At 65.7% G+C, this 25,238-nt stretch carries 21 protein-coding genes; 5 read left to right on the top strand and 16 right to left on the bottom strand.

Translation table 11 applies throughout. From position 1 onward, the window contains the following. Positions 1–18 precede the first annotated feature (18 nt). Complete coding sequence (locus J3489_RS12290; RefSeq protein WP_206998283.1) at positions 19–1,119, bottom strand: polyamine ABC transporter substrate-binding protein; 1,101 nt, start codon at positions 1,117–1,119, stop codon at positions 19–21. Positions 1,120–1,577: 458 nt separating this feature from the next. On the opposite strand from J3489_RS12290, the gene J3489_RS12285 reads away from it, so the two are divergent. Next, on the top strand, positions 1,578–1,781 hold the full coding sequence (locus J3489_RS12285; RefSeq protein WP_206998282.1) for a DUF1289 domain-containing protein: 204 nt from the start codon (positions 1,578–1,580) through the stop codon (positions 1,779–1,781). Between the two features lie 209 nt (positions 1,782–1,990). Here J3489_RS12285 and J3489_RS12280 read toward each other — a convergent pair whose 3' ends face one another. Next, positions 1,991–3,583: an ABC-F family ATPase gene (locus J3489_RS12280; RefSeq protein ID WP_206998281.1), complete on the bottom strand. Its 1,593-nt coding sequence runs from the start codon at positions 3,581–3,583 to the stop codon at positions 1,991–1,993. Between the two features lie 150 nt (positions 3,584–3,733). Then, positions 3,734–6,082 carry an AsmA family protein gene (locus J3489_RS12275; protein WP_206998280.1) on the bottom strand — a complete coding sequence of 783 codons (2,349 nt, stop codon included), beginning with the start codon at positions 6,080–6,082 and terminating at the stop codon, positions 3,734–3,736. Positions 6,083–6,243: 161 nt separating this feature from the next. On the opposite strand from J3489_RS12275, the gene J3489_RS12270 reads away from it, so the two are divergent. After that, a complete protein-coding gene (locus tag J3489_RS12270; RefSeq protein WP_206998279.1) occupies positions 6,244–6,936 on the top strand; it encodes an ABC transporter ATP-binding protein in 693 nt (230 codons plus the stop codon). Beyond that, positions 6,933–7,742 (top strand): ABC transporter permease, encoded by an 810-nt coding sequence (locus tag J3489_RS12265; protein ID WP_206998276.1) that lies wholly within the window; start codon positions 6,933–6,935, stop codon positions 7,740–7,742. Before J3489_RS12270 ends, J3489_RS12265 begins: the two co-directional genes overlap by 4 nt. Positions 7,743–7,760: 18 nt before the next feature. On the opposite strand, the gene J3489_RS12260 is transcribed toward J3489_RS12265, so the two are convergent. Both J3489_RS12260 and J3489_RS12255 read right to left on the bottom strand, forming a co-directional pair. Then, entirely contained in the window at positions 7,761–8,333 is a 573-nt protein-coding gene (locus tag J3489_RS12260; protein WP_206998275.1) for a DUF6013 family protein, read from the bottom strand. Between the two features lie 375 nt (positions 8,334–8,708). After that, positions 8,709–9,725, bottom strand: a complete 1,017-nt coding sequence (locus tag J3489_RS12255; protein ID WP_206998273.1) for a zinc-binding alcohol dehydrogenase family protein — start codon at positions 9,723–9,725, stop codon at positions 8,709–8,711. A 214-nt stretch (positions 9,726–9,939) separates the two neighbouring features. Between J3489_RS12255 and J3489_RS12250 the strand changes: the two genes are divergently transcribed. Next, the gene (locus J3489_RS12250; RefSeq protein WP_206998271.1) at positions 9,940–10,902 is read left to right on the top strand and encodes a LysR family transcriptional regulator; all 963 of its coding nucleotides are present in this window, start codon (positions 9,940–9,942) and stop codon (positions 10,900–10,902) included. Between the two features lie 30 nt (positions 10,903–10,932). Here the strand turns inward: J3489_RS12250 and J3489_RS12245 are convergent, their stop codons facing one another. Next, entirely contained in the window at positions 10,933–12,177 is a 1,245-nt protein-coding gene (locus J3489_RS12245; protein ID WP_206998269.1) for a cytochrome P450, read from the bottom strand. 84 nt (positions 12,178–12,261) lie between these two features. On the opposite strand from J3489_RS12245, the gene serB reads away from it, so the two are divergent. Next, a complete protein-coding gene (gene serB / locus J3489_RS12240) occupies positions 12,262–13,101 on the top strand; it encodes a phosphoserine phosphatase SerB (protein WP_206998267.1) in 840 nt (279 codons plus the stop codon). Positions 13,102–13,173: 72 nt separating this feature from the next. Here serB and J3489_RS12235 read toward each other — a convergent pair whose 3' ends face one another. The 10 genes from J3489_RS12235 to pgeF form a co-directional block, all read right to left on the bottom strand. Next, positions 13,174–14,361, bottom strand: coding sequence for a cystathionine beta-lyase (locus J3489_RS12235; protein ID WP_206998265.1), 1,188 nt, complete (start codon positions 14,359–14,361; stop codon positions 13,174–13,176). A gap of 52 nt (positions 14,362–14,413) precedes the next feature. Beyond that, entirely contained in the window at positions 14,414–14,929 is a 516-nt protein-coding gene (locus J3489_RS12230) for a hypothetical protein (protein WP_206998506.1), read from the bottom strand. Between the two features lie 203 nt (positions 14,930–15,132). Further along, complete coding sequence (gene bktB, locus J3489_RS12225; RefSeq protein WP_206998263.1) at positions 15,133–16,317, bottom strand: beta-ketothiolase BktB; 1,185 nt, start codon at positions 16,315–16,317, stop codon at positions 15,133–15,135. A gap of 142 nt (positions 16,318–16,459) precedes the next feature. Further along, on the bottom strand, positions 16,460–17,407 hold the full coding sequence (locus J3489_RS12220; RefSeq protein WP_309491367.1) for a sugar kinase: 948 nt from the start codon (positions 17,405–17,407) through the stop codon (positions 16,460–16,462). A 2-nt stretch (positions 17,408–17,409) separates the two neighbouring features. Beyond that, entirely contained in the window at positions 17,410–18,786 is a 1,377-nt protein-coding gene (gene rimO, locus J3489_RS12215) for a 30S ribosomal protein S12 methylthiotransferase RimO (RefSeq protein ID WP_206998261.1), read from the bottom strand. 330 nt (positions 18,787–19,116) lie between these two features. Next, complete coding sequence (gene phaR, locus J3489_RS12210) at positions 19,117–19,680, bottom strand: polyhydroxyalkanoate synthesis repressor PhaR (protein WP_137332321.1); 564 nt, start codon at positions 19,678–19,680, stop codon at positions 19,117–19,119. Positions 19,681–19,795: 115 nt separating this feature from the next. Next, positions 19,796–20,536 carry a 3-ketoacyl-ACP reductase gene (locus tag J3489_RS12205; RefSeq protein ID WP_206998259.1) on the bottom strand — a complete coding sequence of 247 codons (741 nt, stop codon included), beginning with the start codon at positions 20,534–20,536 and terminating at the stop codon, positions 19,796–19,798. Positions 20,537–20,650: 114 nt separating this feature from the next. Continuing rightward, the gene (locus tag J3489_RS12200) at positions 20,651–21,832 is read right to left on the bottom strand and encodes an acetyl-CoA C-acetyltransferase (RefSeq protein WP_206998256.1); all 1,182 of its coding nucleotides are present in this window, start codon (positions 21,830–21,832) and stop codon (positions 20,651–20,653) included. Between the two features lie 142 nt (positions 21,833–21,974). Continuing rightward, the gene (phaC, locus tag J3489_RS12195) at positions 21,975–23,822 is read right to left on the bottom strand and encodes a class I poly(R)-hydroxyalkanoic acid synthase (protein WP_374193449.1); all 1,848 of its coding nucleotides are present in this window, start codon (positions 23,820–23,822) and stop codon (positions 21,975–21,977) included. 566 nt (positions 23,823–24,388) lie between these two features. Then, positions 24,389–25,225: a peptidoglycan editing factor PgeF gene (pgeF, locus tag J3489_RS12190; RefSeq protein ID WP_206998254.1), complete on the bottom strand. Its 837-nt coding sequence runs from the start codon at positions 25,223–25,225 to the stop codon at positions 24,389–24,391. Between the last annotated feature and the right edge of the window lie 13 nt (positions 25,226–25,238).

Here is a 25,238-nt window from a genome sequence, read left to right as displayed (position 1 = left end):
CGGATTGCGGCGATAGGCTTAGCGGCCCGACTTGAACTCCGTCCACAGCCGCGTTTCGAGCCGCTGGATCTCCGGCGGCAGCGGCTTAAGCAGGAACAGCGTCTTGATGACGTCGGGGCTCGGATAGACGGCCGGATCGTTCGCCACGTCCTTGTCGACGTACTTGCGCGCTTCCATGTTCACGCTCGGGTAGTACACCGCATTCGTAATCGCCGCGTGGACTTGCGGCGTCTCGATGTAGTTGATCCACTGGAGCGCGGCGTCCTTGTGCGCGGCGTCCTTCGGAATCGCCATCACGTCGAACCAGACCGGCGCACCGCCTTTCGGGATGTAGTACTCGATCTTGTACGGCTTCTTCGCCTCGATCGCGCGGTGCTTCGCGATCACGACGTCGCCCGACCAGCCGTACGCGAAGCAGACGTCGCCGCCCACCAGGTCGTTGATATAGCCCGACGAGTTGAACTGCGTGATGTACGGACGGATCTTCTGCAGCATCACGAGCGCCGCGCGATAGTCGGCCGGATTCGTGCTGTTCGGATCCTTGCCGATGTAGTGCAGCGCGGCCGAGAAGACCTGGTCCGGCGCGTCGAGGACCGAGACGCCGCACGCCTTCAGCTTCGAGATGTTTTCGGGCTTGAACAGGATGTCCCAGTTATCGAGCGCCGCGTCCTTGCCGAGGATCTGCTGGACCTTCGTCACGTTGTAGCCGAGGCCGGTCGTGCCGTACGCCCAGGGCACCGCGTACTTGTTGCCCGGGTCCGCACCGGCGACGAGCGCCATCAGCGACGGATCGAGGTACTTGAGGTTGGGCAGCTTCGATTTGTCGAGCGGCTGGAAGATGTTCGCGGCGATCTGCTTGCCTGCGTAGTTGCTCGTCGGCACGACGATGTCGTAGCCCGAATTGCCGGTCAGGAGCTTGGCTTGCAGCGTGTCGTCGCTGTCGTAGTTGTCGTATCTGACCTTGATGCCGGTCTGCTTTTCGAAGTTCGGAATCGTGTCCTTGGCGATGTAGTCCGACCAGTTGTACACGTTCAGTTGCGTGTCCTTCGCGCTTGCCGTCAAGGCCGCGGTCGCGCACAACGCCACTGCTGCCAGTTGTGCCGCCATTTTTACTTTCATTCGCTTCTCCATCCCGTTCGAACCGGGTCGATGCCACACCCTTGCCCGTGCTGCCGCCTACCTGCCGCGAAGCGGGCAGCCCCCCTTTTGAAAGCTCGAAAACTACCATTAAATATCGTGCTTTTTTAAAAAAACGCCAAGTTGTCGCGCAAAGGGTACAGCGCACGGCAACCGCTGCCGCCTGACAGGCGCCTTACCGGTTCTTCGCGCCACGCCAAAGGCGAAGCCGGCGCAATTTTATCGGGTTATCGCGGCCTGTCCACCGTCAAAAAAAGACATGGAATCAAGAATGGGCAGTTTGCGGCGGTTTTGGCCGGCCGCCGGCCTTGACGCCGCGACGCCGTGCGCCCGGCCCGGGGCCCAATACCTGCGGTTCGCTTTCAGCGCCGCCGGGCGAGCTCGCGCATGCGCTAACATGGCGGTCTTCCCGGTCTCCCGTCTCGAATGAAAGGTCCTCGATGCCATCCAACCTTCACGCCCTGCCCGACAGCCCTTGCATCGGCGTCTGCTCGACGCTCTTCGACGAAATCTGCAAAGGCTGCGGCCGCACCGCCGCCGAGGTGTCGAACTGGGTCTTCATGAGCGACGAAGAAAAGCGCGCGGTATGGGCGCGCATCGAGCGCGAGGGGACCGCCTTGCGCTTTCAGTACGACAAGCTCTGAGAGGCGGCGCGGCAAAAGCAAGGCCCCGATCCGTCGGCTATCAAGCGACGATGTGCTTAGTGATACGTAATAATCGCATTGGCCTCGATCAATTGATCGGCATTCATACGGCGCGCATTTTGTGCGAGATCAAGAAAAACGGCGCGTGCGAGTGATCGCACGCGCCGTCTTGAATTGCGCCAGCAGGTGGCTTCAGGCTAAGCCTGAAATTACTGCACACCCTGGCTCGCGAGGAAATCCTCGTAATTCCCACCAAAGTCATACAGCGTGCCGTCGGTCCGCACTTCGATGATCCGGTTCGCCAGCCCGCTCACGAACTCGCGGTCGTGCGACACGAAAATCAGCGTGCCTTCGTACTTATCGAGCGCGATCTGCAGCGACTCGATCGACTCCATGTCCATGTGGTTGGTCGGCTCGTCCATCAAGAGCACATTGTGGCGGCCGAGCATCAGCTTGCCCCAGATCATGCGGCCCTTCTCTCCGCCCGAGAGCACCTTGACCGATTTCCTGATGTCGTCGGCATTGAAAAGCAGGCGCCCCAGCGTGCCGCGCACCATCTGCTCGTCGTCGCCGTCCTTGCGGTAATCGTCGATCCACTCGGTGAGCGTGACGTCGCTCGGAAATTCTTCGTAGGTGTCCTGCGGCATGTAGCCGACGTTCGCGTTTTCGGCCCACTTGACCGTGCCGCCGTCCACCTGCACGCCGCCCTGCAGCGAACGCAAGAGCGTGGTCTTGCCCGCGCCGTTCTCGCCGATGATCGCGATGCGCTCGCCCGGCTGCACGCTCACGCTGAAGTTCTGGAAGATCGTGCGGTCGTACTTCTTCGTGATGCCTTCCGCGACCACCGCGATGTTGTGCAGCTTCTTCTCGTACTCGAAGCGGATGAACGGGTTCTGCCGCGACGACGGCTTGAATTCCTCGATCTTGATCTTGTCGATCATCTTCAGGCGGCTCGTGGCCTGGCGGGCCTTCGACTTGTTCGCCGAGAAGCGGCGCACGAAGTCCTGCAGGTCGGCGACGCGTTCCTTCGCCTTCGCGTTCGCGGCAGCCTGGCGCTCGCGCGCCTGCGTCGACGCGAGCATGTAGTCGTCGTAGTTACCCGGGTAGACCTTGAGCGTGCCGTAGTCCATGTCCGCCATGTGCGTGCAGACCTGGTTCAGGAAGTGACGATCGTGCGAGATGATGATCATCGTCGAGTTGTACTGGTTGAGGATGTCCTCCAGCCAGCGGATCGAGTTGATGTCGAGGTTGTTGGTCGGCTCGTCGAGCAGCAGCACGTCGGGATTCGAGAACAGCGCCTGGGCGAGCAGCACGCGCAGCTTCCAGCCGGGCGCGACATTGCTCATCGGGCCGCTGTGGTCCTCGATGTGGATGCCGATGCCGAGCAGCAGCTCGCCCGCGCGCGCTTCAGCCGTGTAGCCGCCGTATTCGGCGAACTTCGCCTCGAGTTCGGCGGCGTGCATGTAGTCGTCGTCGGTGGCGTCGGGGTTCGCGTAGATTGCGTCGCGCTCGGACATCGCGGCCCACATTTCGGTGTGGCCCATCATCACGACGTCGAGCACGCGCACGTCTTCGTAAGCGAATTGATCCTGGCGCAGCTTGCCCAAGCGGATGTTCGGCTCGAGCATCACGTTGCCCGAGCTCGGCTCGAGGTCGCCGCCCAGGATCTTCATGAAGGTCGACTTGCCGCAGCCGTTCGCACCGATGAGACCGTAGCGGTTCCCTTCCCCGAATTTGACCGAGATGTTCTCGAAGAGGGGCTTGGGCCCGAATTGCATGGTGATATTGGCAGTAGACAGCACGGCGCGTCCCTTTGAATGATAGATCGGCGAAAAACCGGTTATTTTAGCAAGCTTTTGGCGCGAGCGGGCGCCACGGCCGACGCCGGGCCCGCCACCGCTCCGTCAATGTGGATGCCGCATGAGACAAGCGCGTGACGGCGGAAGCGCGCGTCAGCTCCCCTTGTACTGGGCAGCTTCGGCGGGGCTCAGCGTGCCTGCGCCTGCTGCCGCGGACGCCTTGTGCGCACCGCCCGATGGGCCACGCGCGGCGGGCGGCGCCGCATGCGCCCCGGAACCGGCGAACGGCGGCTTGCTCGCCTGCTCTTTCTTGCCGGGCGGCAGCGCGCTCGGCGCCGGCTTCATCTGCGCGAGCAAGTCGTCGCACCGCAGCGGCTGGTTGTTGCTCGGAGCGATCAGCGGAATCAGCGCGGCGAGCGGGTTGATGAGGCCGAGCCCCACCATCGCGCCCGCGCGCAGCGCCAGCGCGCCCGCGCTTACCCCGACGTGCGGGTCCTTGAACGTGCCCTTCACGTAGAGCGGCGAGCGCAGCGTGATGACGCGCAGGCCCTTCGTGTGCGGATGAATGCCGAGATCGATCGACTCGTCGCGCAGATCGACGTGGCCGTCGATATTGATCACGGCGTCTTCGGTATCGAGTGCGAACACGCGCGAATCGAGCACGCCGTTGGTCGCGACGAAATCGGCCGCCGCGCAGTTGATCTTCACGTCCTGGCCGCCGAACAGCTTCTCATAGACGACGTTGGCGACGTTGAGCCCCGCGGCCTCCATCAGGAACCGGCTGATCGTGCCCTGGGTCACGACCGCCTTCACCTCGCCGTTGGAGGTCGCGGCAAGCGCCGCCGGCGAGTTGCCCGTGGCCGACAGCGCCGCGTCGCCGTTCACCTCGCCGAGCGCCGACTGCATCGTGTTCACGTTCGGGAACAGTTGCTTGAGCTTCAAGTGACGCGCGGAAGTCGAAAAGCGTCCTTTGAGGGGCGCCGCGCTGCCGTCGAGATGAAGGGTCGACGACAGCGTGCCGCCCGCCACGCCGAAGTTGAGCGGCTCGAGCGACAGCACGCCGTCCTGCATCACGACGTGCGCATAGAGGTCGCTGATCGGCAGATCCGGGTTCTTGACGATGCGCTTGCCGGTGAACTTCACGTCGGCGTCGATCGCCTTCCAGCGGTCGGTCTGGAACGGCTCGACGGGCAGCACGCGGCCGGCGGGCTGCTTCGCGGTGTCGCCGCGCTTGGCCTTGCTCGCGCTGCTGTCGGCACCGATGATCGGAGCCAGATCCGAGAACTGCAGGACGTTCGATACCAATTCGCCCTGCAGCAACGGTCGCGGCTCGCGTCCCGTGTAGGTCATCGAGCCGTTGATATCGCTGCCGCCGACCCGCCCCGTGAAGTTCTCGTAAGTGAATTCGTTGCCGCCGGCCTTGAAACGGCCGATGAGGCGTCCGTCGGTCGCATAGGGGGGCGTCTGCGGCAGCGTGATGCCGGTGATCGAATACAGATGCGAGAGGCTCGCGCCCGCGAGCCAGAGCCGCAGGTCGAGGGCGGCGAGGTGCGCCGGGTCGGTCAGCGTGCCGACGAGCGCGAGATGGGTGTCGCCGATCCTCACGCCGGCTTGCAGGGGAAACGGCCGGGCGGCGTCTTGCAGCGCGAGCACGCTGCCGAGCTTGCCGGAGCCGGAAATCGCCGTGCCGTTGTAGCTGCCCTTCGCGGTCCAGCCGAGCGCGTATGTCAGCGCGGGCTGTCCGTTCGCGGCAGTGCCCGATGCTGCCGCGACAGCGCTCGCCTGCGCCGCCAACTGCTGCGCGCCGCGCTGGCCGACCGTCTGCGCCGACGCCGTCCGCGCCGACGCCTCCTGCGCCTTCAGCACGTCCCCAAGCGGTACGGCCTGCCCGAGCGTATCGATGCCGATCTGCAGGTCGACCTTGCTCTGCGCGTCCGACACGGAAACGCTGCCCTTCGCGAACGCGAGGTCGCGCAACTGCAGCGTCCAGGTGCTCGGCCCGCTGGAGGACGCCAGCTTGAACGTCCAGTTGTTGCGACCGTCGGCAAGCCGTTCGACGTCGACCGCCGGGTTCACGAGATCGATCGACGGAATCACGATCGTATGCGCGAGGAGCGGCAGCACCTCCACCTCGAAGCCGATCTCGTCGAGCGTCGCGAAGTGCGGCGACTTGGCCCAGTCCGGATTGCCGACGGTGATGTTCTGCGCGGTGAAGCGCGGCCAAGGCACCCACGCGCGCCAGCCTGATTCGCCGGCCGGACGCCGCCAGCCGATGCGCAAGTCGCCGTTGATCGCGAACGGCCGTCCGATCGCCTGCGTGACCTTGTCGTCGACCCATGGCCGCGCGCGGTTCCAGTCGAACGTCAACGCGAAAATCACCGTCGCAGCAATGAGAACGACAACGATCGCGAGCAGGCTCGCGGCGATCTTGCCGAGCGCGCGCGGAAGGCTTCGCGCGGCAACCGCGGCGCTTGCACCGTCTTTTTTGTTTTCTGAAGACATGAGCGAGTTGGGGCTCGATTGACGCCCGTCTCAATTCAGGTTGATATGCAGTGCCGCAGCACACGTGCCCGGCCAAGGGCGCTTATTATGACGCACTGCCGCAACGAAACCACCGTGGCGGCCGCGGCTCCCGTTGCCGTTCATCAAGCCTTCCCACACTCATGACGCCTTCTGCTCTAGTCGAAGCACACGGCATCGTCCGGCGCGATCCGCAGCGCGGACAGACGCTGCTCACGCCGACCGACTGCGCGCTGCGCGCCGGCGAGCGCATCGCGATCAACGGCCCGTCCGGGTCGGGCAAAAGCGTATTCCTGCGCGCGCTCGCGCTGCTCGATCCGCTCGCGGCGGGCTATGTCGCGTGGCACGGCCGGCGCATCGAGCGCGCGGCGATTCCGCGCTACCGGCGCAGCGTCGCCTACATCCGCCAGCGGCCGGCGATGCTCGACGGCACGGTCGAAGACAATCTGCGCTATCCGTACACGCTCGCCGCCTACCGCGACGTGCACTTCGACCGCGAGCGGGCCGCGACGCTGGCAACGCAGGCCGGACGCGCTGCCGATTTTCTCGACAAGCAGGCGAGCGAACTGTCGGGCGGCGAAGCGCAGATCGCCGCGCTGATCCGCGTGCTGCAGCTCGAGCCCGAAGTGCTGCTGCTCGACGAGCCGACGGCGTCGCTCGACCCGCAGGCGTCGCTCGAAATCGAACGGCTCGTCACGCGCTGGTTCGAGGCCGCTCGCGACATGCGCGCCTACCTCTGGGTCTCGCACGATCCGGCGCAGGCCGAGCGCATGAGCGAGCGCAGCCTGTCGATGCGCGCCGGCACGCTCGGCGCGGTCCCGGCGGCCGTGCGATGAACAGCGTGCTGCAAGACCTGAGTCTTTGGGATGTCGCGATCGCGGCGCTTTTGATCGTCGTGAACGGGGCGGTGTCGGTCGCGCTGTCGCTGGACCTCGGGCGCAAGCTCGCGTGGGCCGCCGTGCGAACCGTCGTGCAGCTCCTTGCAATCGGCTACGTGCTCAGCTGGGTGTTCGCGAACGCGCGCTGGTACGTCGTGCTGCCGCTGATGGCGCTGATGACGCTCATCGCGGGCCTCGCCGGCTCGCAGCGCGGCGCGCGCACCTATCGCGGCCAGCTCGCGGACAGCCTCACGTCGATCTGGGTCAGCTCCTGGCTCGTCGCCGCGGTCGGGCTCTTCGTCGTGATCCGCATCCATCCGTGGTACGAGCCGCAATACGCGATTCCGATTCTCGGCATGGTCCTCGGCAATACGCTGACAGGCGTGTCGCTCGGCATCGAGCGGATGACGGAGGAATTGACCGCGCGGCGCGACCGCGTCGACATGGCGCTCGCGCTCGGCGCGACACGCTGGGAAGCGGCGCAGGGGCCCGCGCGCCAGGCCGTGCGTGCCGGGATGATTCCGACTTTGAACCAGATGGCCGTGGTCGGCGTCGTGAGCCTGCCGGGGATGATGACCGGCCAGGTGCTCGCCGGGCAATCGCCGCTCCAGGCCGTGCGCTATCAGATCGTGATCATGTTCCTGATCGCGGCCGCATCGGCCCTCGGCACGGTGGGCGCCGTGCTGCTCACATACCGGCGGCTCTTTTCGCCGGAGCACCGGTTCCTGGCGTCGCGGCTGGTCGAGCGCAGCGCGCGGCGGTAGCGCGCTGCGCCCTCCTCGTCAGCGCTTGGCGGACACCGCCACCTGCGAGCCGTCCGAGAGCGTGAGCGTCTTCACGCTGCCGTTGGTCGGCATCGTGAAGCGCACGATCTGGGAGATCGATACGCTCTTCGGGCATTGAATCTGTTTTCCGCCTGCCTTGACGGCGGCCGTGCCGTGCGGCGTCTGGGCCTGGAAGCTCATTTGCACCGTCGCCGTGCCGTCTTGCGCGACGACGGGCGCCAAGCGGATCTGCGTCTGCCGGATCATCGCGCCGTTCGCGTCGAGCGGCAGCGACGCGTAGTTCGGGCACAGATCGGTCGCGGCGACGGGGCCGCCCGGCGGCACGGTCTTCCAGTTGAAGTCGTCGGTCTGGCCGGAGCTGATCGTGCGGGTCTCCTGCGAGTTGCCGAATTGCTTCGACGTGACCTTGACGGTGTATTGGATCGGCCCGTCCGGCGGCACTTGCGACGTGACGGTGATCGGGGGCGCCGCGTGCGCGGCGGCGGCGAACATGCCCGCCGCCAGCGCGGCAGCGGCAACGGCCGCGGAACGGGAAGCGGGGCGGGCGTTGGGTTTTCGGCGACGGCTCATGCTGTGACCTCCTCGTAGTGCGGCCGCACGATGCGCGATGCGGGCCGTGCGGGCCGGATGCATGCTGCCTCCCGCGGGGCCGCCCCAAGGGAGGCATCGGCCCCCTCGGGGGGCGCTTTGCATGGGACCGGAGTAAGCGCTAAAGCGCTAACTCCGGTCGACAGCGAACGTAAGTGAGCGTGGGGGCGGTACATGTGCGCTTCCAGTCTAACGCCAACCGGGCCGCAAGGCGCCGGCCGACGATCGGGTGTTACCCCGCTTGCGTTCGCCTCAAGAAAACGCTGGGCCGCCCCAAGTTTTCCGCCCCGCAGGAAGTCCCCCTGGGGGATTGACCCCCTCGGGGGGCCTGGCGCGCAGCGACAGGTCTGGGGGCATTCAAAATCCGCTCAGCACCAGCTTGCCGATCGCGCGCCCTGCCTCGAGCATTTGATGCGCGCGCCGCACATTTTCCGCGTTGATCGGGCCGAGATTCCGGCCGACCGTCGTGCGCAGCGTGCCCGCATCGACAAGCCGAGCGACTTCCGTGAGCAGCTTGTGCTGCTCGATCATGTCCGGCGTGCCGAACATCGCGCGCGTGAACATGAATTCCCAGTGAAACGCCGCGCTCTTCGTTTTAAGCAGCTCCACTGCGAGCGGTTTCGCGTTCTCGACGATCGTGCAGATGCCGCCCTGCGCACGGACCGCTTGCGCCGCCGCGGGGAAGTGCTTGTCGGTGTCGTTGAAGATCAGGACGTAGTCGACCTCGGCAAAGCCCGCGTTCTTCAGTTGCGCGGGGACATCGCCGAAGTGATCGACGATGTGGTCGGCGCCCAGCTCGCGCGCCCATTTCGCCGATTCGGGGCGGGAGGCCGTCGCGATCACGGTCAGCTTCGCAAGCTGTTTGGCGAGCTGGATGCCGATCGAGCCGACGCCGCCTGCGCCGCCGACGATCAGCACCGACTTGCCCGCGTCCGCGCCCTGCGGCGACACGCGCAGCCGGTCGAACAGCGCTTCCCACGCGGTGATCGCGGTAAGCGGCAGCGCGGCGGCTTGCGCGAAGTCGAGCGACGCCGGCTTGCGGCCGACGATGCGCTCGTCGACCAGGTGGTATTCGCTGTTCGCTCCCGGCCGCGTGATGCTGCCCGCGTAGAACACGGGATCGCCGGGCTTGAACAGCGTGACGTCCGGGCCGACTGCCTCGACGATGCCCGCGGCATCCCAGCCGAGCACGCGCGGCGCGGCTTCGACGGTGTCCTTCGGCGCGCGCACCTTGTAGTCCACCGGATTGACCGAGATCGCTTCGATTTTGACGAGCAGATCGCGCCCGCTCGGCTGCGGTTTGTCGATCTCGACGTCGATGAGGGCTTCCGGATGGTCGATCGGCAGATAGCGGAAAAGACCTACGGCTTTCATGGATGCCTCCTGTCTGGCAGCGAACGATAGCGAGCGTGGGAATGGTTCATGAGGGCTCCTGGTGGGTTTTCAATCGATTAAGGACTGGACTTGGACAACGCCCTGCGGCGCTTCGTTGCCGTGCGTGGCGAGTTGGATCGACCGCATCGTAGGGCGATCCGCCATCCGAGAAAACCATCATAATCACTGAAACATTTTCTTGGATTTCAGAATAATGGAAACGCCCTCGCTTCCGGCCGGCCCGGCCGGCGCCGGCAGCCGCCTCGATTTGCTCGACGTCGGGCTTTTCCTGCGCGCGGCTTTGCTCGCCAACGTGTCCGCAGCGGGACGGGAATTCGAACTGTCGGCGGCGGTCGCGAGCGCCCGGCTCGCCAATCTCGAACGGCTGCTCGGCGCGCGCCTGTTGCATCGAACCACGCGGCGCGTGAGCCTCACGCAAGAAGGTGAGGCATTCATCAAGCACGCGCAGGCCCTTCTCGACGCGGCGGACGCCGCGCGCGCGTCGGTCGGCCGCGCGCGCGACGAGCCGCAAGGGCGCCTGCGCGTCTCGATGACGTCGTCGTTCGGACGCCAGCACATCTCGCCGGTCATTCCTGAATTCCTGCGGCGCTACCCGGGCGTGTCGGTCGAGTTGCGGATGTCGGATCGGATCGTCGACCTCGTCGACGAAGGCGTCGACGTCGCGATCCGGATCGGCGCGCTGAAGGATTCGTCGCTCGTCGCGCGCAAGCTCGCCGCGAACCGGCGCGTGATCTGCTGCGCGCCCGCTTATCTGGAGGCGCACGGCGTGCCGCATCATCCGGAGGAACTCGCACGCCACGAGTGCATCGTGCTGTCGGGCCAGCGCGACTGGTCGTTCGTCACGCCTGCGGGGCCGGTTAGCGTGCGTGTCGGCGGGCGGCTCGCCACCGATAACGGCGAGGTGATTCGCGACGCCCTCCTCGCCGGCTTCGGCCTCGCGATCAAATCGACGTGGGACGTGGGCAGCTATCTCGCGAGCGGCAAGCTCGTGCCCGTGCTCGAGGCCTACCCGCTCGCGGAAACGGTGGCGATCTGGGCGGTCTACCCGACGCGCGCATTCGTGCCGACGAAAACCACCGCGTTGATCGACTTCCTCGCCGCGCATTTCGGCGATCCGCCCTATTGGGATTCGCAGAGCACGGGCGCAGCGGCGTAGCGATTCATGCGCAGACGCGCGAAGACGCCGTCAACGCACCTCGCACGGCACCGACGCGTACCCGCGAAAGCGCGCGCGTCCGCCTCGTACCGGCTCGCCCGCGAGCCGGTAGTCAGGAAATCGTTCGACGCACCGCCCGATCGCAACGCGCGCCTCGAGCCTCGCGAGCGACAGCCCCGCGCATTGATGGATGCCGAACCCGAACGCGAGATGCCGATTCGGCGCGCGGCGAATCGAGAAATGCTCAGGCGCCTCGAACTGCGCGGGATCGTGATTCGCCGCACCGATGCACAACGTGATCAGCGTGCCGCGCGCGATCGCGACGCCGCCGATTTCGGCATCCGCAGTGGCGATCCGGTTGCCGAGCTGGTTCGAACTCTCGAAGCGCAGGCATTCTTCGACCGCCGATTCGATCAGCCCAGGCTCCCGCAACAGCAACGCACGTTCGCCGGGCCATTGCGCAAGCGTCACGAGACCGTTGCCGATCAGGTTGGTGGTCGTCTCGTGCCCGGCGTTCAGGATGAAGATGCAGTTCTGCAGCAGCTCCGTCTCCGACAAGCGCTCCCCGTCCGCCTCGCCGGCGATGAGCCGGGTGAGCACATCGTGCTGCGGGTCGCCGGGCGAGCGGCGGCGGCGCGCCACCAAGCCCTCCAAATAATCGACGAACTCCGTCACCGCGCGGTTGCCGCGTTCGAGCTGCGCGGCGCTAGGCGCCGGTTCGAGCGCGCCGAGGATCGCGAGCGACCAGTCGCGCAGCGGAGCGCGTTCGTCGTGCGGCACGGCGAGCAGATTGCCGATGATCTCGACGGGAATCGCCGCGGCGAAGTCCGAGATCAGATCGAAGGCGCCGCGCTCGGCCGCCCGGTCCAGCAAGCCGTCGACGAGCCGCACGAGGTCCGGCTCCATCGCCGCGATGGCGCGCGCGGTCAGCGCGCCCGCAATTCGCTTTCGCACGCGCGTATGCAGTGGCGGGTCGTTGAAGACGAGGCTCGTCGTGTGATGCTCGTACAGCGGCGAGTCGCCGTACTTCGGCTTGAATTCGACGGTCTTGTCGGAGCTGAACGTCCTCGGGTCGCGGTAAACCGCCTGCACATCCCGGTAGCGTGTCAGGAAGAGCGAGCCGTCGGGCATGCGCTTGATGGGCTCGAAGGTGCGCAGTGCATCGTAGACGGGATACGGGTCGGCGTAGAACGCCGCATTCAGATGCCGCAAATCGAAAGCGCGCGCCAGTTCGCGGCTGCGCTCGGACAGCTGTGCTTGGGGCTCGGGACACATCGGCGGTCTCCGTCATACACCGACCCGCTACAATAGCCGGATTTTCCACGCGCCGCTCGCGCCCTTCGCTCCCACGCGCCTTCCATGAATCTCGTCATCCAAAGCCCCGCGCCCTTGGCCGCTGCCCACGTCAAACCGCTCGTCGCGCTGTCGCGCGGCACCGGCTCCGCGCCCATCGACGCCTTCGCGCTTCGCATCGAAGGCGCCGACCCGGCCCAGCGCGCGGACCTCGAAGTCTATTGCGGCGCGCATGCGCTCGACTACGCGTTCGTCGAACCGGGCAAGACGCTGCACGATTTCGGGCTCGTCGCGATGGACATGGATTCGACGCTCATCACGATCGAGTGCATCGACGAGATCGCCGATTTCTGCGGGCTGAAAGCCGAAGTCGCCGCGATCACCGAGGCCTCGATGCGCGGCGAGATCGCGGATTTCAACGAAAGCCTGACGCGGCGCGTGGCGCTTCTGAAGGGACTCGACGCGAGCGCGCTGGAGCGGGTCTATGAAGATCGGCTGCAACTGTCGCCGGGCGCCGAGACGATGCTGGCCGGCGCGAAGGCCGCCGGGTTGCGCACGCTGCTGGTGTCGGGCGGCTTCACGTTCTTTACCGAGAAGCTCAAGGCGCGCTTGAATCTCGACTTCACGAACGCGAACACGCTCGAAATCGTCGACGGCAAGCTGAGCGGGAACGTGCTCGGCGAGATCGTCAACGCCGACGTGAAAGCGCGCATGCTGCGCGAGACCTGCACCAAGCTCGGCATCCCGCCGACGCAGGCGATCGTCTTGGGCGACGGGTCGAACGACTTGAAAATGATGGGCGAAGGCGGCCTGTCGGTCGCGTTCCGCGCGAAGCCCGTCGTGCGCGCGGCGGCGAGCGTCGCGTTCAATCACGTGGGACTCGACGGGCTGCTGCGGCTCTTTTGAACGTCAAGCGGGGCGCGCCGCGCGACGGCGCCCCGCTTTTATTTCGACGCTAAAACAGAGCGACGCCTGCCTTCAGGCGAGCGCCGAAGTCATCGCCCGCTCGATATCCAAGCGCAGATCCGCTTCGTCTTCCAAGCCGATATAGAGCCGTACCAGCGTGCCGCGATGCGGCCACTGCGAAGCCGTACGCATCGACGCGATGTCGTAAGGCATCGCAAGGCTGTGCGAGCCGCCCCAACTCCAGCCGATCGCGAACAGTTCGAGCGCCTCGACGAACGCGTCGATCTGCGTCGCGCTGTAGCGCGCGTCGAACACGACCGAGAACAACCCGCCCGCGCCGCTGAAATCGCGCTTGAACGACGCGTGCCCCGGGCAGTCCGGCAGCGCCGGATGCAGCACGGCCGCAATCTCGGGGCGGGTCCGCAGCCACTGCGCGAGCGCGAGCGCGCTGCGATCGTGTGCTTCGAAACGCGCCTTCATGCTCGGCAGGCTGCGCAGCACGAGCGAGCAATCGTCGACCGACACGCCGATCCCCATGTGCATCCGTGCGCGCTTGAGCTTCAGGTGCAGCTCGACGTCGACGGTGATCGTCGCGCCCATCAGCACGTCGCTGCCGCCCGACTGGTATTTCGTCAGCGCCTGCACCGAGATGTCGACGCCGTGCTCGAACGGACGAAACGCGAGGCCCGCCGAGAAGGTGTTGTCAATCGCGGTGACGACGTTGCGCGCGCGCGCCGCCGCCGTGATCGCGGGCACGTCGGGCACTTCCATCGTCACCGAGCCCGGCGCCTCGACCCAGATCAGACGCGTGTTCGGGCGGATCAGGTCCGCGATCCCCGCGCCGATCAGCGGATCGTAGTAGCGCGCGGTGATGCCGAAATCGCGCGCGAGCCAGTCGCCGAACTCGCGATTCGGCGAGTAGGCGTTGTCCGGCATCAGAACGTCGTCGCCCGCCTTCACGATGCCGAAGTAGACGTTGGAAATCGCCGACAGACCCGACGACTGGAGCAGCGCGTGCTTCCCGCCTTCGAGCGCCGCAAGGCGCTGCGCGAGCGTGATCGAAGTCGGCGTCGCGTGCAGGCCGTAGCGCCACTGTGCGTCGTTGCGCCAATCGAGTGCGCGCATCGTCGCGAGATCGGGGAACACGACCGTCGATGCGCGCGTGACCGGCGTCGAAAACGACGCGAAACCGGGTGTCAGCGCATCTTCGGGATGGACGATGCGGGTTTGCAAACCGCGTTTGGATGTGGGCTCGGTCATGATGTGTCGGGAGAGGATGCCGGTGGGCGTCGGTGGGTATCGGCTGCGGCCGTCAGTCGCCAGTCGACAGATTGCTCACGCCGCCGACTGCGCGCGGATTGGCCGTCGTCGCAGGCGCCGCGTTGGCGGGCGGCTGCGCCAAGCCCGCCGGATGCAAGTCGAACGGCTGGGGATCGGAGTCGTCGACGTTCAGCCGGTCGCCCTCCACCGAACCGTCCGGCGCGAACTTGCCGACCCAGTTGCCCGTGATGTGCGTGCCGTCGTTCGACTCTTCGACTTCGAGCGTGTCGCCGTCGCGGTCGCCCGCGATCAGGATGACTTCACCCGTGTCCGCGAATTGATATTCGCCATGCACGCCCGACGGGTCGTCGGTCTTCGGCCCGAGGCGCAGCACGATCCGGCGCGAGCCGAGCGTGCCCGCGTAGCTCGGGAACTTCGCGAACTCGGGGTTCGGCTTGAGCGGCAGCGGCGTCGCGGGCGGGGCCGCCAGCGCCTTGACCGGGTCGCTCGCCGCCGCGCTTGGCCCCGGTACCTGCGCGCAAGCGCCGCAAGCGAACAGCAGCGCCATGGCGCCGCGCGAGGCGAGCCGCTTCAGCGCGGGCGAGCTGTGGGCGGTCGTCGCGGCACGCTGTGTTGCAGACATCTTCGATCCTTGCATCCGTTCCATCCTCGTCCTGCCATTCAATCCCATTGCAATGCCAGTGCGGCCATGGCGGCGCAACGCCATGCGCCGCCCGAACCGCAGCCCGCGCGCGGCGAGCCGGACCCGCGTCAAATCCGCTCGAAAATCGCGGCGATGCCCTGCCCGCCGCCGATGCACATCGTCACGAGCGCATAGCGCCCGCCGATGCGCTGCAACTCGTACAGCGCCTTCACGGTGAGGAGCGCGCCGGTCGCGCCGATCGGGTGACCGAGCGAAATGCCCGAGCCGTTCGGATTGACCTTCGCCGGATCGAGCCCCAGCTCCCTTGTCACGGCACACGCCTGCGCAGCGAACGCTTCGTTCGCTTCGATCACGTCGAGATCGGCGGCGGTGATGCCCGCGCGCTCCAGCGCCTTGCGGGTGGCCGGCACCGGGCCGATGCCCATGTAGGCCGGGTCCACGCCCGCATGCGCGTAGGCAACGAGCCGCGCGAGCGGCTTGGCGCCGCGCGCTTCGGCCACGCGTCGCTCCATCAGCACCACGGCCGCCGCGGCGTCGTTGATCCCCGACGCGTTGCCGGCCGTCACCGTGCCGTTTTCCTTGGCGAACACCGGTTTGAGCTTCGCGAAATCTTCGGCGGTCGCGTTCAAGCGGACGTGTTCATCGGTATCGAAACTGACCTCGCCCTTCTTCGACGCCATCGCGACCGGCAGGATCTGCTCCTTGAACCACCCCGCTTCGATCGCGCGCGCCGCGCGGCGGTGCGATTCGAGCGCGAGCGCGTCTTGCGCGTCGCGCGTGATGCCGTACTTCTGCGCGACGTTTTCGGCGGTCACGCCCATATGAATCGACTGGAACGGGTCGTGCAGCGCGCCGAGCATCATGTCGATGATGCGCGCGTCTCCCATGCGCTGGCCGAAGCGCGCCGCCGGCGCGATATACGGCGCGCGGCTCATGCTCTCCGCGCCGCCGCCGATGGCGATATCGGCGTCGCCAAGCAGCACGCTCTGCGCCGCCGACACGATTGCCTGCAAGCCCGAACCGCACAGGCGGTTCACAGTCATCGCCGGCGCGTGCTGCGCGACGCCGCCGTCGAGCGCGACGACGCGAGCGAGATACATGTCCTTCGGCTCGGTGTGAATCACGTTGCCGAACACGACGTGTCCCACGTCATCCCCATTCACCTGCGCGCGCGACAGTGCCTCGCGCACGACGCGTGCGCCGAGATCCGTCGGCGAGAAGTCCTTGAGGCTGCCGCCGAAATCGCCGATTGCGGTCCGCACGCCGCTTGCCACCACCACTTCACGTTGCATCGCTGTGTCTCCAGGTTTCACGGTTATGAATCGGATGAACCTTTGGGCCGCCGGTCGTGGCCGGCGTCAGCCCCCTCCAGGCCTATTCGCGTCCGTCGCCTGCCACGCGGCGGCGCCGCCGCGGCAACACGTCAGGCACCACTCACTCGGCGAGCACCCGCTCCACCGACGCGCGATCGGGAATCGGCGCGACCGCCCCGAAGCCTTGCGTCGACAGGGCCGCGGCAACGTTCGCGTAACGCGCGGCGGCAAATGGATCGTCGCCTTCGACGATGCGCGCGATGAACGCGCCGCCGAAGCAGTCGCCCGCGCCCGTCGCATCGACCGCATTCACGACGCGACCCGGCACCACGCGGCGCTCGCCGGGCGTCGCGACGTAAGCGCCATCTTTGCCGAGCTTGAGCGCGACAATGTGCGGCCCGCGTGCGAGCAGGAAATCGACGATATCGTCGCGCCCGGTCAACCCGGTGAGCGCCGTGACGTCGTCCCAGCTCGGCAGGCAGATATCGGTTTGCCGGATCGCTTCGAGCATCACTGCGCGCGCACGGGCGAGCGGCCAGAGCTTGAGGCGCAGATTGGTATCGAAGCTCACTCGCACGCCGTTGGCGCGGGCGTGCTCGATCGCAGCGAGCGCCGCATCGCACGCGTTGACGCCGATTGCGAGACTGATGCCGGACAGATGGACGACTTTGGCGGCAGCGATCGCATCGAGCGGCAAATCATGCGGCGCGTATCGGCTAGCGGACGAACCGGCGCGCAAATAGTCGAACCGGTGCCCGTCAGGCCCGTGCGAAACGAAGTAGACCCCGGTCGGCGCATGCGCGTCGACGCGCACCATCGACGTATCGACGCCCTCGCGCTGCCACAGCGCGACCAGCAATTGGCCGAAATGATCGTCGCCGACGGCCGACACAAACCCCGTGCGCGCGCCTTGGCGTGCGGCGGCGATGCAGAAATTCGACGTGTCGCCGCCGAAGCCTTGCAGATAATCGGGCCGGCCCGGCGACGACTGATTGAACTCGACCATCGCCTCGCCGAGCGCGAGGATGTCGGGCGTGATCAACGCCGGCGACGAATGCGCGCGGCCCACGCTCAGACCTCGCCCCAGAGATCGTGCCCGTCGGCGCCGGTGATCTTCACCGAGACGAAGTCGCCCGCCTTGTAGCGCTTCGACGCCTTCGCCGCAGGCGCCACAAACACGACGCCGTCGATCTCCGGCGCATCGGCCGCGGTACGGCCGATGCCGCCGTCGGCATTCACTTCGTCGACGAGCACCTTGAGCGTCTTGCCGACCTTGCGCGCCATGCGCTTGGCCGACACCTCCTCGGCGACTTCCATGAAGCGCGCGCGGCGCGCTTCGCGGACGTCATCGGGAAGCGCGCCGTCGAGCTCATTGGCGCTCGCGCCTTCGACCGGCGAATACGCAAAGCAACCGACTCGATCGAGCTCGGCCTCGCGGATAAAGTCGATGAGCGTCTCGAACTGCGCTTCCGTCTCGCCCGGGAAGCCGGCGATGAACGTGCTGCGGATGGTCAGATCCGGACAAATCTCGCGCCACGCCCGGACGCGCTCGAGCGTCTTCTCGGCGTTGGCCGGCCGCTTCATGCGCTTGAGCACTTCGGGGTGCGCGTGCTGGAACGGCACATCGAGGTACGGCAGCACGTGACCCTTGAACGGACCCTCGGCCATCATCGGAATGATTTCGTCGACGTGCGGATACGGATAGACGTAATGCAGGCGCACCCACGCGCCGTACTGAGCGGCCAGCTCGCCGAGCGCACCGACGAGCTCGGTCATCCGCGTCTTGAGCGGGCGGCCGTTCCAGAAGCCGGTGCGGAATTTGACGTCGACGCCATAGGCGCTCGTGTCCTGCGAAATCACGAGCAGTTCCTTGACGCCGGACTTGAACAGGTTTTCCGCCTCGAGCATGACTTCCGCGACCGGACGCGAAACGAGATCGCCGCGCATCGACGGGATGATGCAGAACGTGCAGCGATGGTTGCAGCCTTCGGAAATCTTCAAGTACGCGTAATGGCGCGGCGTGAGCTTGATGCCGGCGGGCGGCACGAGATCCATGAACGGATCGTGCGGCTTGGGCAGATGGCTGTGCACGGCCTGCATCACCTCGCCGACCGCGTGCGGCCCGGTTACGGCGAGCACCTTCGGATGCACCTCCTCGATCAGGCCCGAGCCGCTCGCGCTCTTTTTCGCGCCGAGGCAGCCTGTGACGATCACCTTGCCGTTCTCGGTCAGCGCCTCGCCGATCGCATCGAGACTTTCCTGGACCGCTTCGTCGATGAAGCCGCAGGTGTTGACGACGACGAGATCCGCACCGTCATAGGTGCCGGAGATCTCGTAGCCTTCGGCACGCAGCTGCGTGATGATCTGCTCGGAATCGACGAGCGCTTTCGGGCAGCCGAGCGACACGAAACCGACTTTCGGCGCGGCTGAAGAGGAAGTTTGCGACATAAGGATGGTCCGGCGAGTAACGACAATCGGGCAGCGCTCAGGCGAATGCCGGAGGCCTGCCCGGCAAAGCTGCGCGCTGGCGCTGCATGGGCGATGGAGGGAGCGCAAAGCCGCCGCTGCATCGCTCGCGACGGGGTCGGAACACCTCGGAACGCCCTATCGGCGGCGGGGTCCGTCACGTCGCGTGAAAACCCGCCATTGTACCGCGCCGGGCCCCGATCCGTGCCGCCTGGCGCGGCGTCTCGCCCAAAGGACTCAGCCCGAGCAGTGCATGGGACAAGAAACTAGCCGGCCGCCAGGCCGGCTCTCGGCCGATTGCCGCAAACGCCGTTATTTCTTCTCCGGTTCCGGGTTCGGCTTGAACGGGAATGTGCTGAACATGTTCTTCGCCTGATTCTGCATCTGCTCCTGCATCTGCACGAACATGTTCTTCGACTGCTCGATGTAGCTCGTCATCATGCCCTGCATCATCGGCGCCTGCATGTTCATGAACTGAGACCACACTTCCGGGTTCAGCGCATTGCCTTCGTACAGGTTCTTCGACTGATCGGCGAGCTTGTTCTGGATCTCGATGAACGCCTGGATGTTCTTTTCCAGATACGTCCCCATCATTCCCTGCATCGCATGCCCGTAGAAACGGATGATCTGCGACAGCATCGAAGAGGAGAACATCGGCACTCCGCCGCTCTCCTCTTCGAGAATGATCTGCAACAGGATGCTGCGCGTCAGGTCTTCGTTGCTCTTCGCATCGATGACCTTGAAGTCCTCCTGCTCGAGCACAAGCTGCTTCACATCGCTCAAGGTGATGTAGGTGCTCGTCTCAGTGTCGTAGAGCCGACGGTTCGGATATTTCTTGATCAGTCGTTCGGCTGTTTTCTTTGTAGTGGTGGACATGTAACGCCTTTGAGCGCAATCGAAGCGCAGTGGCGGCGCCCGCGACCGGCCAAGCGCCCCCTATATTCTCTGACGCGGCTGCGACACCCTGGAAACCCGGGCGACGCAACACGAATCAGCCCATATGCAGCCCGCCGTTCAGCGAGAAATCGGCACCCGTCGCGAACCCCGATTCGTCCGAAGCGAGCCACGCCACGATCGACGCGATTTCGTCCGGCGAGCCCAGTCGGCGCACCGGAATCGTCGCGACGATCTTGTCCAACACATCCGGACGGATCGATTTGACCATATCCGTGCCGATATAGCCCGGCGACACCGTATTGACCGTCACGCCCTTGGTCGCCACTTCCTGCGCGAGCGCCATCGTGAAGCCGTGGATGCCGGCCTTGGCCGTCGAGTAGTTGGTCTGGCCGAACTGGCCCTTCTGGCCGTTCACCGACGAAATGTTGATGACCCGGCCGAATCCGCGTTCGACCATCCCGTCGATCACCTGCTTCGTCACGTTGAAGAGGCTGGTCAGGTTCGTGTCGATCACGGCCGTCCAGTCTTCGTGCGTCATCTTGCGGAACACGACGTCACGCGTGATGCCCGCGTTGTTGACCAGCACGTCGACCTCGCCGACTTCGGACTTCACCTTGTCGAATGCCTGCTTGGTCGACTCCCAATCGCCGACGTTGCCTTCCGACGCGATGAAGTCATAGCCGAGCGCCTTCTGCTGCTCGAGCCATTTCACCCTGCGCGGCGAATTCGGCCCGCAGCCCACGACGACCTTGAAGCCCTGCTTGTGCAGGCGTTGGCTGATGCTCGTGCCGATGCCGCCCATGCCGCCGGTTACGTACGCAATACGCTGAGTCATGAAACACACTCCATTATCGTTATCGGAAGCGGCCAGGGGCCGCTCCTTGCCCCACCTAAGTCCGCCCTGCCTGGACCCGCGCCTGCCGGCGCCGGGCGCGGCAACGCCCGGGGATCAGGCACGCTCCACTGCGAGCGCCACGCCCATCCCGCCACCGATGCACAGCGACGCGAGACCGCGCTTGGCATCGCGCTTTTGCATTTCATGCAGCAGGGTCACGAGAATCCGGCAGCCCGACGCGCCGATCGGGTGGCCGATCGCGATCGCACCGCCGTTCACGTTGACCTTCGACGTATCCCAGCCCATCTGCTTGTGCACGGCGAGCGCCTGAGCCGCGAACGCCTCGTTGATTTCCATCAGGTCGAGATCCGACGTCGACCAGCCAGCGCGCTCCAGGCAGCGCTTGGACGCCGGCACCGGGCCCATGCCCATCACCTTCGGATCGACGCCCGCGTTCGCATACGCCTTGATGCGCGCGAGCGGCGTGAGGCCCAGCGCCTCGGCCTTCTTCGCCGACATCACGACGACCGCCGCGGCGCCGTCGTTGATGCCCGACGCGTTGGCCGCCGTCACCGTGCCTTCCTTCGTGAACGCGGGCTTGAGGCCCGCAAGCGATTCGGCCGTCACGCCATGGCGCACGAACTCGTCGGTCGCAAAGCGCAGCGGCTCGCCTTTCTTCTGCGGAATCTCGACCGGCACGATTTCGTCGTCGAAGCGGCCGGCCTTCTGCGCAGCTTCCGCCTTGTTTTGCGACAGCGCAGCGAACTTGTCCTGCTCTTCGCGCGTGATGCCGTATTCCTTGGCGACGTTTTCCGCCGTGACGCCCATGTGGTACTGGTTGTAGACGTCCCACAGGCCGTCGACGATCATCGTGTCGATCAGCTTCGCGTCGCCCATGCGAAAGCCGTCGCGCGAACCGAGCAGCACGTGCGGCGCGGCGGTCATGTTTTCCTGACCGCCGGCGACGACGATCTCCGCCTCGCCCGCGATGATCGCGTTGGCGGCCAGCATCACGGCCTTCAGGCCCGAGCCGCACACCTTGTTGATCGTCATGCCCGGCACCGCGCTCGGCAGACCGGCCTTGATCAGCGACTGGCGCGCCGGGTTCTGCCCGGAACCGGCCGCCAGCACCTGTCCCATGATGACTTCGCTCACTTGCTCGGGCTTGATGCCCGAACGCTCGAGCACCGCGCGGATCACCGTCGCGCCGAGCTCGGGTGCTGCGATCTTGGCGAGAGCGCCGCCGAATTTGCCAACCCCGGTACGGGCGGCCGATACGATCACTACGTCAGTCATTTCCAAGTCCTCCGAGCGAAGCGGCGCATGGCGCCGCAACTCGTACAGTTAAAAAAACCATTCCTGCGCGACTCGTTCCCACCGGTGCTCCGAAGCCATGCCTCGGGAGCCGGCTAACGGCCTTGGTCCGCCGGCCGCGAGTTCAGGCGCGCTGCTGCACATAGCGCCCCGGCGCCGCCTCGATCACGGGATACTCCGCGGAACCGAGTTGCGCCGACGGCTTCACTTTCTTGCCGCCGTATTGATCGAGCCAGCTGACCCAATCCGGCCACCAACTGCCCGGCTTTTCGGTGGCCTGGCCGAACCATTCGTCCGGATTCTCAGGCAGCGTCCTCTCTTCGCTTTCGCCTGCCCAGTAGCTGCGCTTGTTCTTCGCAGGTGGATTGATGACGCCCGCAATATGCCCCGACGCGCCCAGCACGAAGCGCTGCGGCCCGGTGAGCAAAGGCGCGGACGCATAGGCCGTTTGCCACGGCACGATATGGTCCTCGCGTGAACCGTAGATGAAGGTGGGCACATCGATGTGCGACAGATCGACCGCTTCACCGCATACGGTCAGCGCACCCGGCTCGCGCAAGCGATTTTCCAGATACGTATTGCGCAGATACCAGGCATACATCGGCCCCGGCAGATTCGTCGAGTCGCCGTTCCAGAACAGCAGATCGAACGGCGCAGGTGTACGGCCCTTCAGATAGTTGTCGACGACGTAGTTCCACACGAGATCGTTCGGACGCAGGAACGAAAACGCATTGGCGAATTCAATGCCGCGCATCAGGCCCGGCGGCGTGCCGTTCTTGCCGCCGATCGTTTGCTCGCGCATCTGCACGTGCGCCTCGTCGATGAAGACATCGAGCACGCCCGTATCAGAGAAGTCGAGCATCGCGGTCAGCAGCGTCATCGACGCCGCGGGATGTTCGCCGCGCGCGGCCAGCACCGCGAGCGCCGTCGCGAGCATCGTGCCGCCGACGCAGAAGCCGAGCGTGTTGACCTGCTCGCGCCCGCTCACCTGCTTGACGACGTCGATGGCGGCAAGCACGCCATCTTCGATGTAGTCGTCCCACGTCTTGCTCGCAACCGACGCATCCGCATTGCGCCACGAAATCATATACACCTGATGCCCGCTTTCCACGGCGTGCGCGACGAGCGAGCTTTCGGGCTGCAAATCGAGGATGTAGTACTTGTTGATGCAAGGCGGCACGAACAGAAGCGGCCGTTCGAAGACGGTGCCCGTGCGCGGCTTGTACTGAATCAGCTGGATCAAGTCGTTTTCGAAGACGACAGCCCCTTCGGTCGTCGCCAGATTCTTGCCGAGCACGAAACGCGATTCATCGCTCTGCGAAATCTTCCCGCGCTGCAAATCGGCGAGCAGATTCAGCACGCCCTGCCGCAAGCTCTCGCCTTGACTTTCCAGTAAGGTTTTCTGAGCCTCGGGATTCAGCGCGAAGAAATTGCTGGGCGCCGCGGCTGCCGTCCATTGTTGAACGGCGAAGCGGATGCGCTCGCGCGTTTTCGGGTCTGTCTCGATCGCATCGGCCAGCTCTTGCAGATAGCGGGCATTGAGCAGGTACCACGCTGCGGTGTACGCATAAGCCGGCGTGGCTTTCCATGCGTCCGCGCTGAAACGCCGGTCCTTTAATTCAGGCACCGTATTGTTTGCTGTGCTGGCTTGCTTAAGGAGTTCGAGACAATCGCGCGAGTAGTCCGCCTGCAACTGCTGCAGACGAGTGGGCGGAACGGCTGCAGTCGGCACTTTCAGGCCGGCGAGCGCTTGCGATGCCGCCTGGCCGAAGGCGGCCCCTCCGAAATCCGGCATCCCCGGCATCCCCGGCATCGAGGGCATGGACGGCATCTGCGGCATCGAGAACGGAAACGCTCCGCCGTTGCCCACGGCGCCCATCTGAGCTGCCGCCTGTTGGCCGGCTTGCTGCCAGTTTGCGGGATTCGCGAGCGAGCGCCACGTATTCATCCAGGCGTCGAACATTTGCTGCATGTCGGCGGCGCCTGCTCCGGCTTGCTGCTGCGCGCGGCCCGACGAGGCGCCCGTGTGAGAGGAAGTCGATGAATTTTTTGATGCAGTCATACCCGCTTTTGACCTGTGAGTCTCGGAAGACCGATTGAGAGGCGGGCGTTCGCGCACGCGGGCGAATTCTCGCAACCTACGACACGCTCGCCCTTGCGAGGGGTCATTCTTGCTCCCCGCCGCAAGCCGTGTCAATGCTTACATTCCGATTTTGCCGCAGTGCGATAGTTTTTTAATTATCGTTTTCCCCATGTCGATTGATGCGACCTTGCCGTGTTTTGCCGCGTGTCTGTCGTAGTCCTCGAAGTTTTGCCAGCGAGGCAATCCAGGCGCGGCTCGCGCTCGATCGATTCGTCCGCTGCGGCAGTCAATCACGGCGCTATATGCGGTGCCGCATAGACATGGTTTGCGCGGCGCATTGCAGCAAAAAGCGTCGTCGACAGTCAGACAATTGCCCGTTTTCAAGCACCCGCGGCGATAGGCTGCGCTGATGCAATTTGCATATCGCACGAACGTTCGGCACCACGAAATCGATCTCAGTCGGCAAGCCAGATCATCGCGGCCATGCGGCCGGTCACGCGATCGCGCCGATAGGAATAGAACCGCTCCCGGTCGGTTACCGTGCATGCGTCACCGCCGCTGATCTGCGCAATGCCGAGCCGCGCGAGCCGCACACACGCAAGCGCATAGAGATCGGCGAGGTATTTGCCGGGCGTCGACCCATGATCGACGAAGGCACGCGCGACGAGATCGCGCTCGCCGACGCGGGCTTCGGTCATGAACACGTCACGCACATCTGCCCCGACTTCGAAGGCGCCGGGACCGATCGCAGGTCCAAGATAGGCGCAAAGATTTTCGAGTTTCGCGCCGGCCAATTCAGCCACACGCTGCGCCGTCTTTTCGACGATTCCAGCGGCGAGGCCCCGCCACCCCGCGTGCGCCGCGCCGACAGCGCGCCCCGCCTCATCGCATAGCAGAACCGGCATGCAATCCGCGACCATCACGAGGCACGCCACTCCGGGCGTCGCGGTCACGCTGGCGTCGGCACGTACCGCCGGCGCCCCACCGCTATCGGCAGCGGCGATCACATCATCGGCGAGCACCACTTCGTTGCCGTGCACTTGTACGAGCCACGCCGCACGCGTGCCGGCGAGCGACAGCAAACGCGCGCGATTCGCAGCGACCGCGACCGGATCGTCACCCGTGTGCAGGCCGAGGTTCAACCCGCCAGCCTGATCGGCGCCCGCGGTCCAACGCCCATAGGGCGGTTCGCTCACGCCGCCGTTGCGTGTCGTCACGAGCGCGCGCACGTGCGGCGACACGCACCATCCGGGTTGCAGGCAATCAGCGAACGTCAGGTTCGGCAAGGTCATGCGGATCGATCCT

Source organism: Trinickia mobilis, from assembly GCF_017315705.1.
Lineage (GTDB): Bacteria > Pseudomonadota > Gammaproteobacteria > Burkholderiales > Burkholderiaceae > Trinickia_A > Trinickia_A mobilis.
Note: the sequence above shows the minus strand (reverse complement) of the source record. Positions and strands in the feature narration are given on the sequence as shown.

Coding starts and splice junctions, on each gene's coding strand:
- J3489_RS12230 (WP_206998506.1), bottom strand. CDS start 14,929: ATGGCGCTGCTGTTCGCTTGCGGCGCTTGCGCGCAGGTACCGGGGCCA.
- bktB (WP_206998263.1), bottom strand. CDS start 16,317: ATGCAACGTGAAGTGGTGGTGGCAAGCGGCGTGCGGACCGCAATCGGC.
- J3489_RS12270 (WP_206998279.1), top strand. CDS start 6,244: ATGACGCCTTCTGCTCTAGTCGAAGCACACGGCATCGTCCGGCGCGAT.
- serB (WP_206998267.1), top strand. CDS start 12,262: ATGAATCTCGTCATCCAAAGCCCCGCGCCCTTGGCCGCTGCCCACGTC.
- J3489_RS12265 (WP_206998276.1), top strand. CDS start 6,933: ATGAACAGCGTGCTGCAAGACCTGAGTCTTTGGGATGTCGCGATCGCG.
- J3489_RS12290 (WP_206998283.1), bottom strand. CDS start 1,119: ATGAAAGTAAAAATGGCGGCACAACTGGCAGCAGTGGCGTTGTGCGCG.
- J3489_RS12275 (WP_206998280.1), bottom strand. CDS start 6,082: ATGTCTTCAGAAAACAAAAAAGACGGTGCAAGCGCCGCGGTTGCCGCG.
- J3489_RS12245 (WP_206998269.1), bottom strand. CDS start 12,177: ATGTGTCCCGAGCCCCAAGCACAGCTGTCCGAGCGCAGCCGCGAACTG.
- J3489_RS12250 (WP_206998271.1), top strand. CDS start 9,940: ATGGAAACGCCCTCGCTTCCGGCCGGCCCGGCCGGCGCCGGCAGCCGC.
- phaR (WP_137332321.1), bottom strand. CDS start 19,680: ATGTCCACCACTACAAAGAAAACAGCCGAACGACTGATCAAGAAATAT.
- J3489_RS12235 (WP_206998265.1), bottom strand. CDS start 14,361: ATGACCGAGCCCACATCCAAACGCGGTTTGCAAACCCGCATCGTCCAT.
- J3489_RS12205 (WP_206998259.1), bottom strand. CDS start 20,536: ATGACTCAGCGTATTGCGTACGTAACCGGCGGCATGGGCGGCATCGGC.
- pgeF (WP_206998254.1), bottom strand. CDS start 25,225: ATGACCTTGCCGAACCTGACGTTCGCTGATTGCCTGCAACCCGGATGG.
- J3489_RS12285 (WP_206998282.1), top strand. CDS start 1,578: ATGCCATCCAACCTTCACGCCCTGCCCGACAGCCCTTGCATCGGCGTC.
- J3489_RS12200 (WP_206998256.1), bottom strand. CDS start 21,832: ATGACTGACGTAGTGATCGTATCGGCCGCCCGTACCGGGGTTGGCAAA.
- rimO (WP_206998261.1), bottom strand. CDS start 18,786: ATGTCGCAAACTTCCTCTTCAGCCGCGCCGAAAGTCGGTTTCGTGTCG.
- phaC (WP_374193449.1), bottom strand. CDS start 23,822: ATGCAGCAAATGTTCGACGCCTGGATGAATACGTGGCGCTCGCTCGCG.
- J3489_RS12255 (WP_206998273.1), bottom strand. CDS start 9,725: ATGAAAGCCGTAGGTCTTTTCCGCTATCTGCCGATCGACCATCCGGAA.
- J3489_RS12260 (WP_206998275.1), bottom strand. CDS start 8,333: ATGAGCCGTCGCCGAAAACCCAACGCCCGCCCCGCTTCCCGTTCCGCG.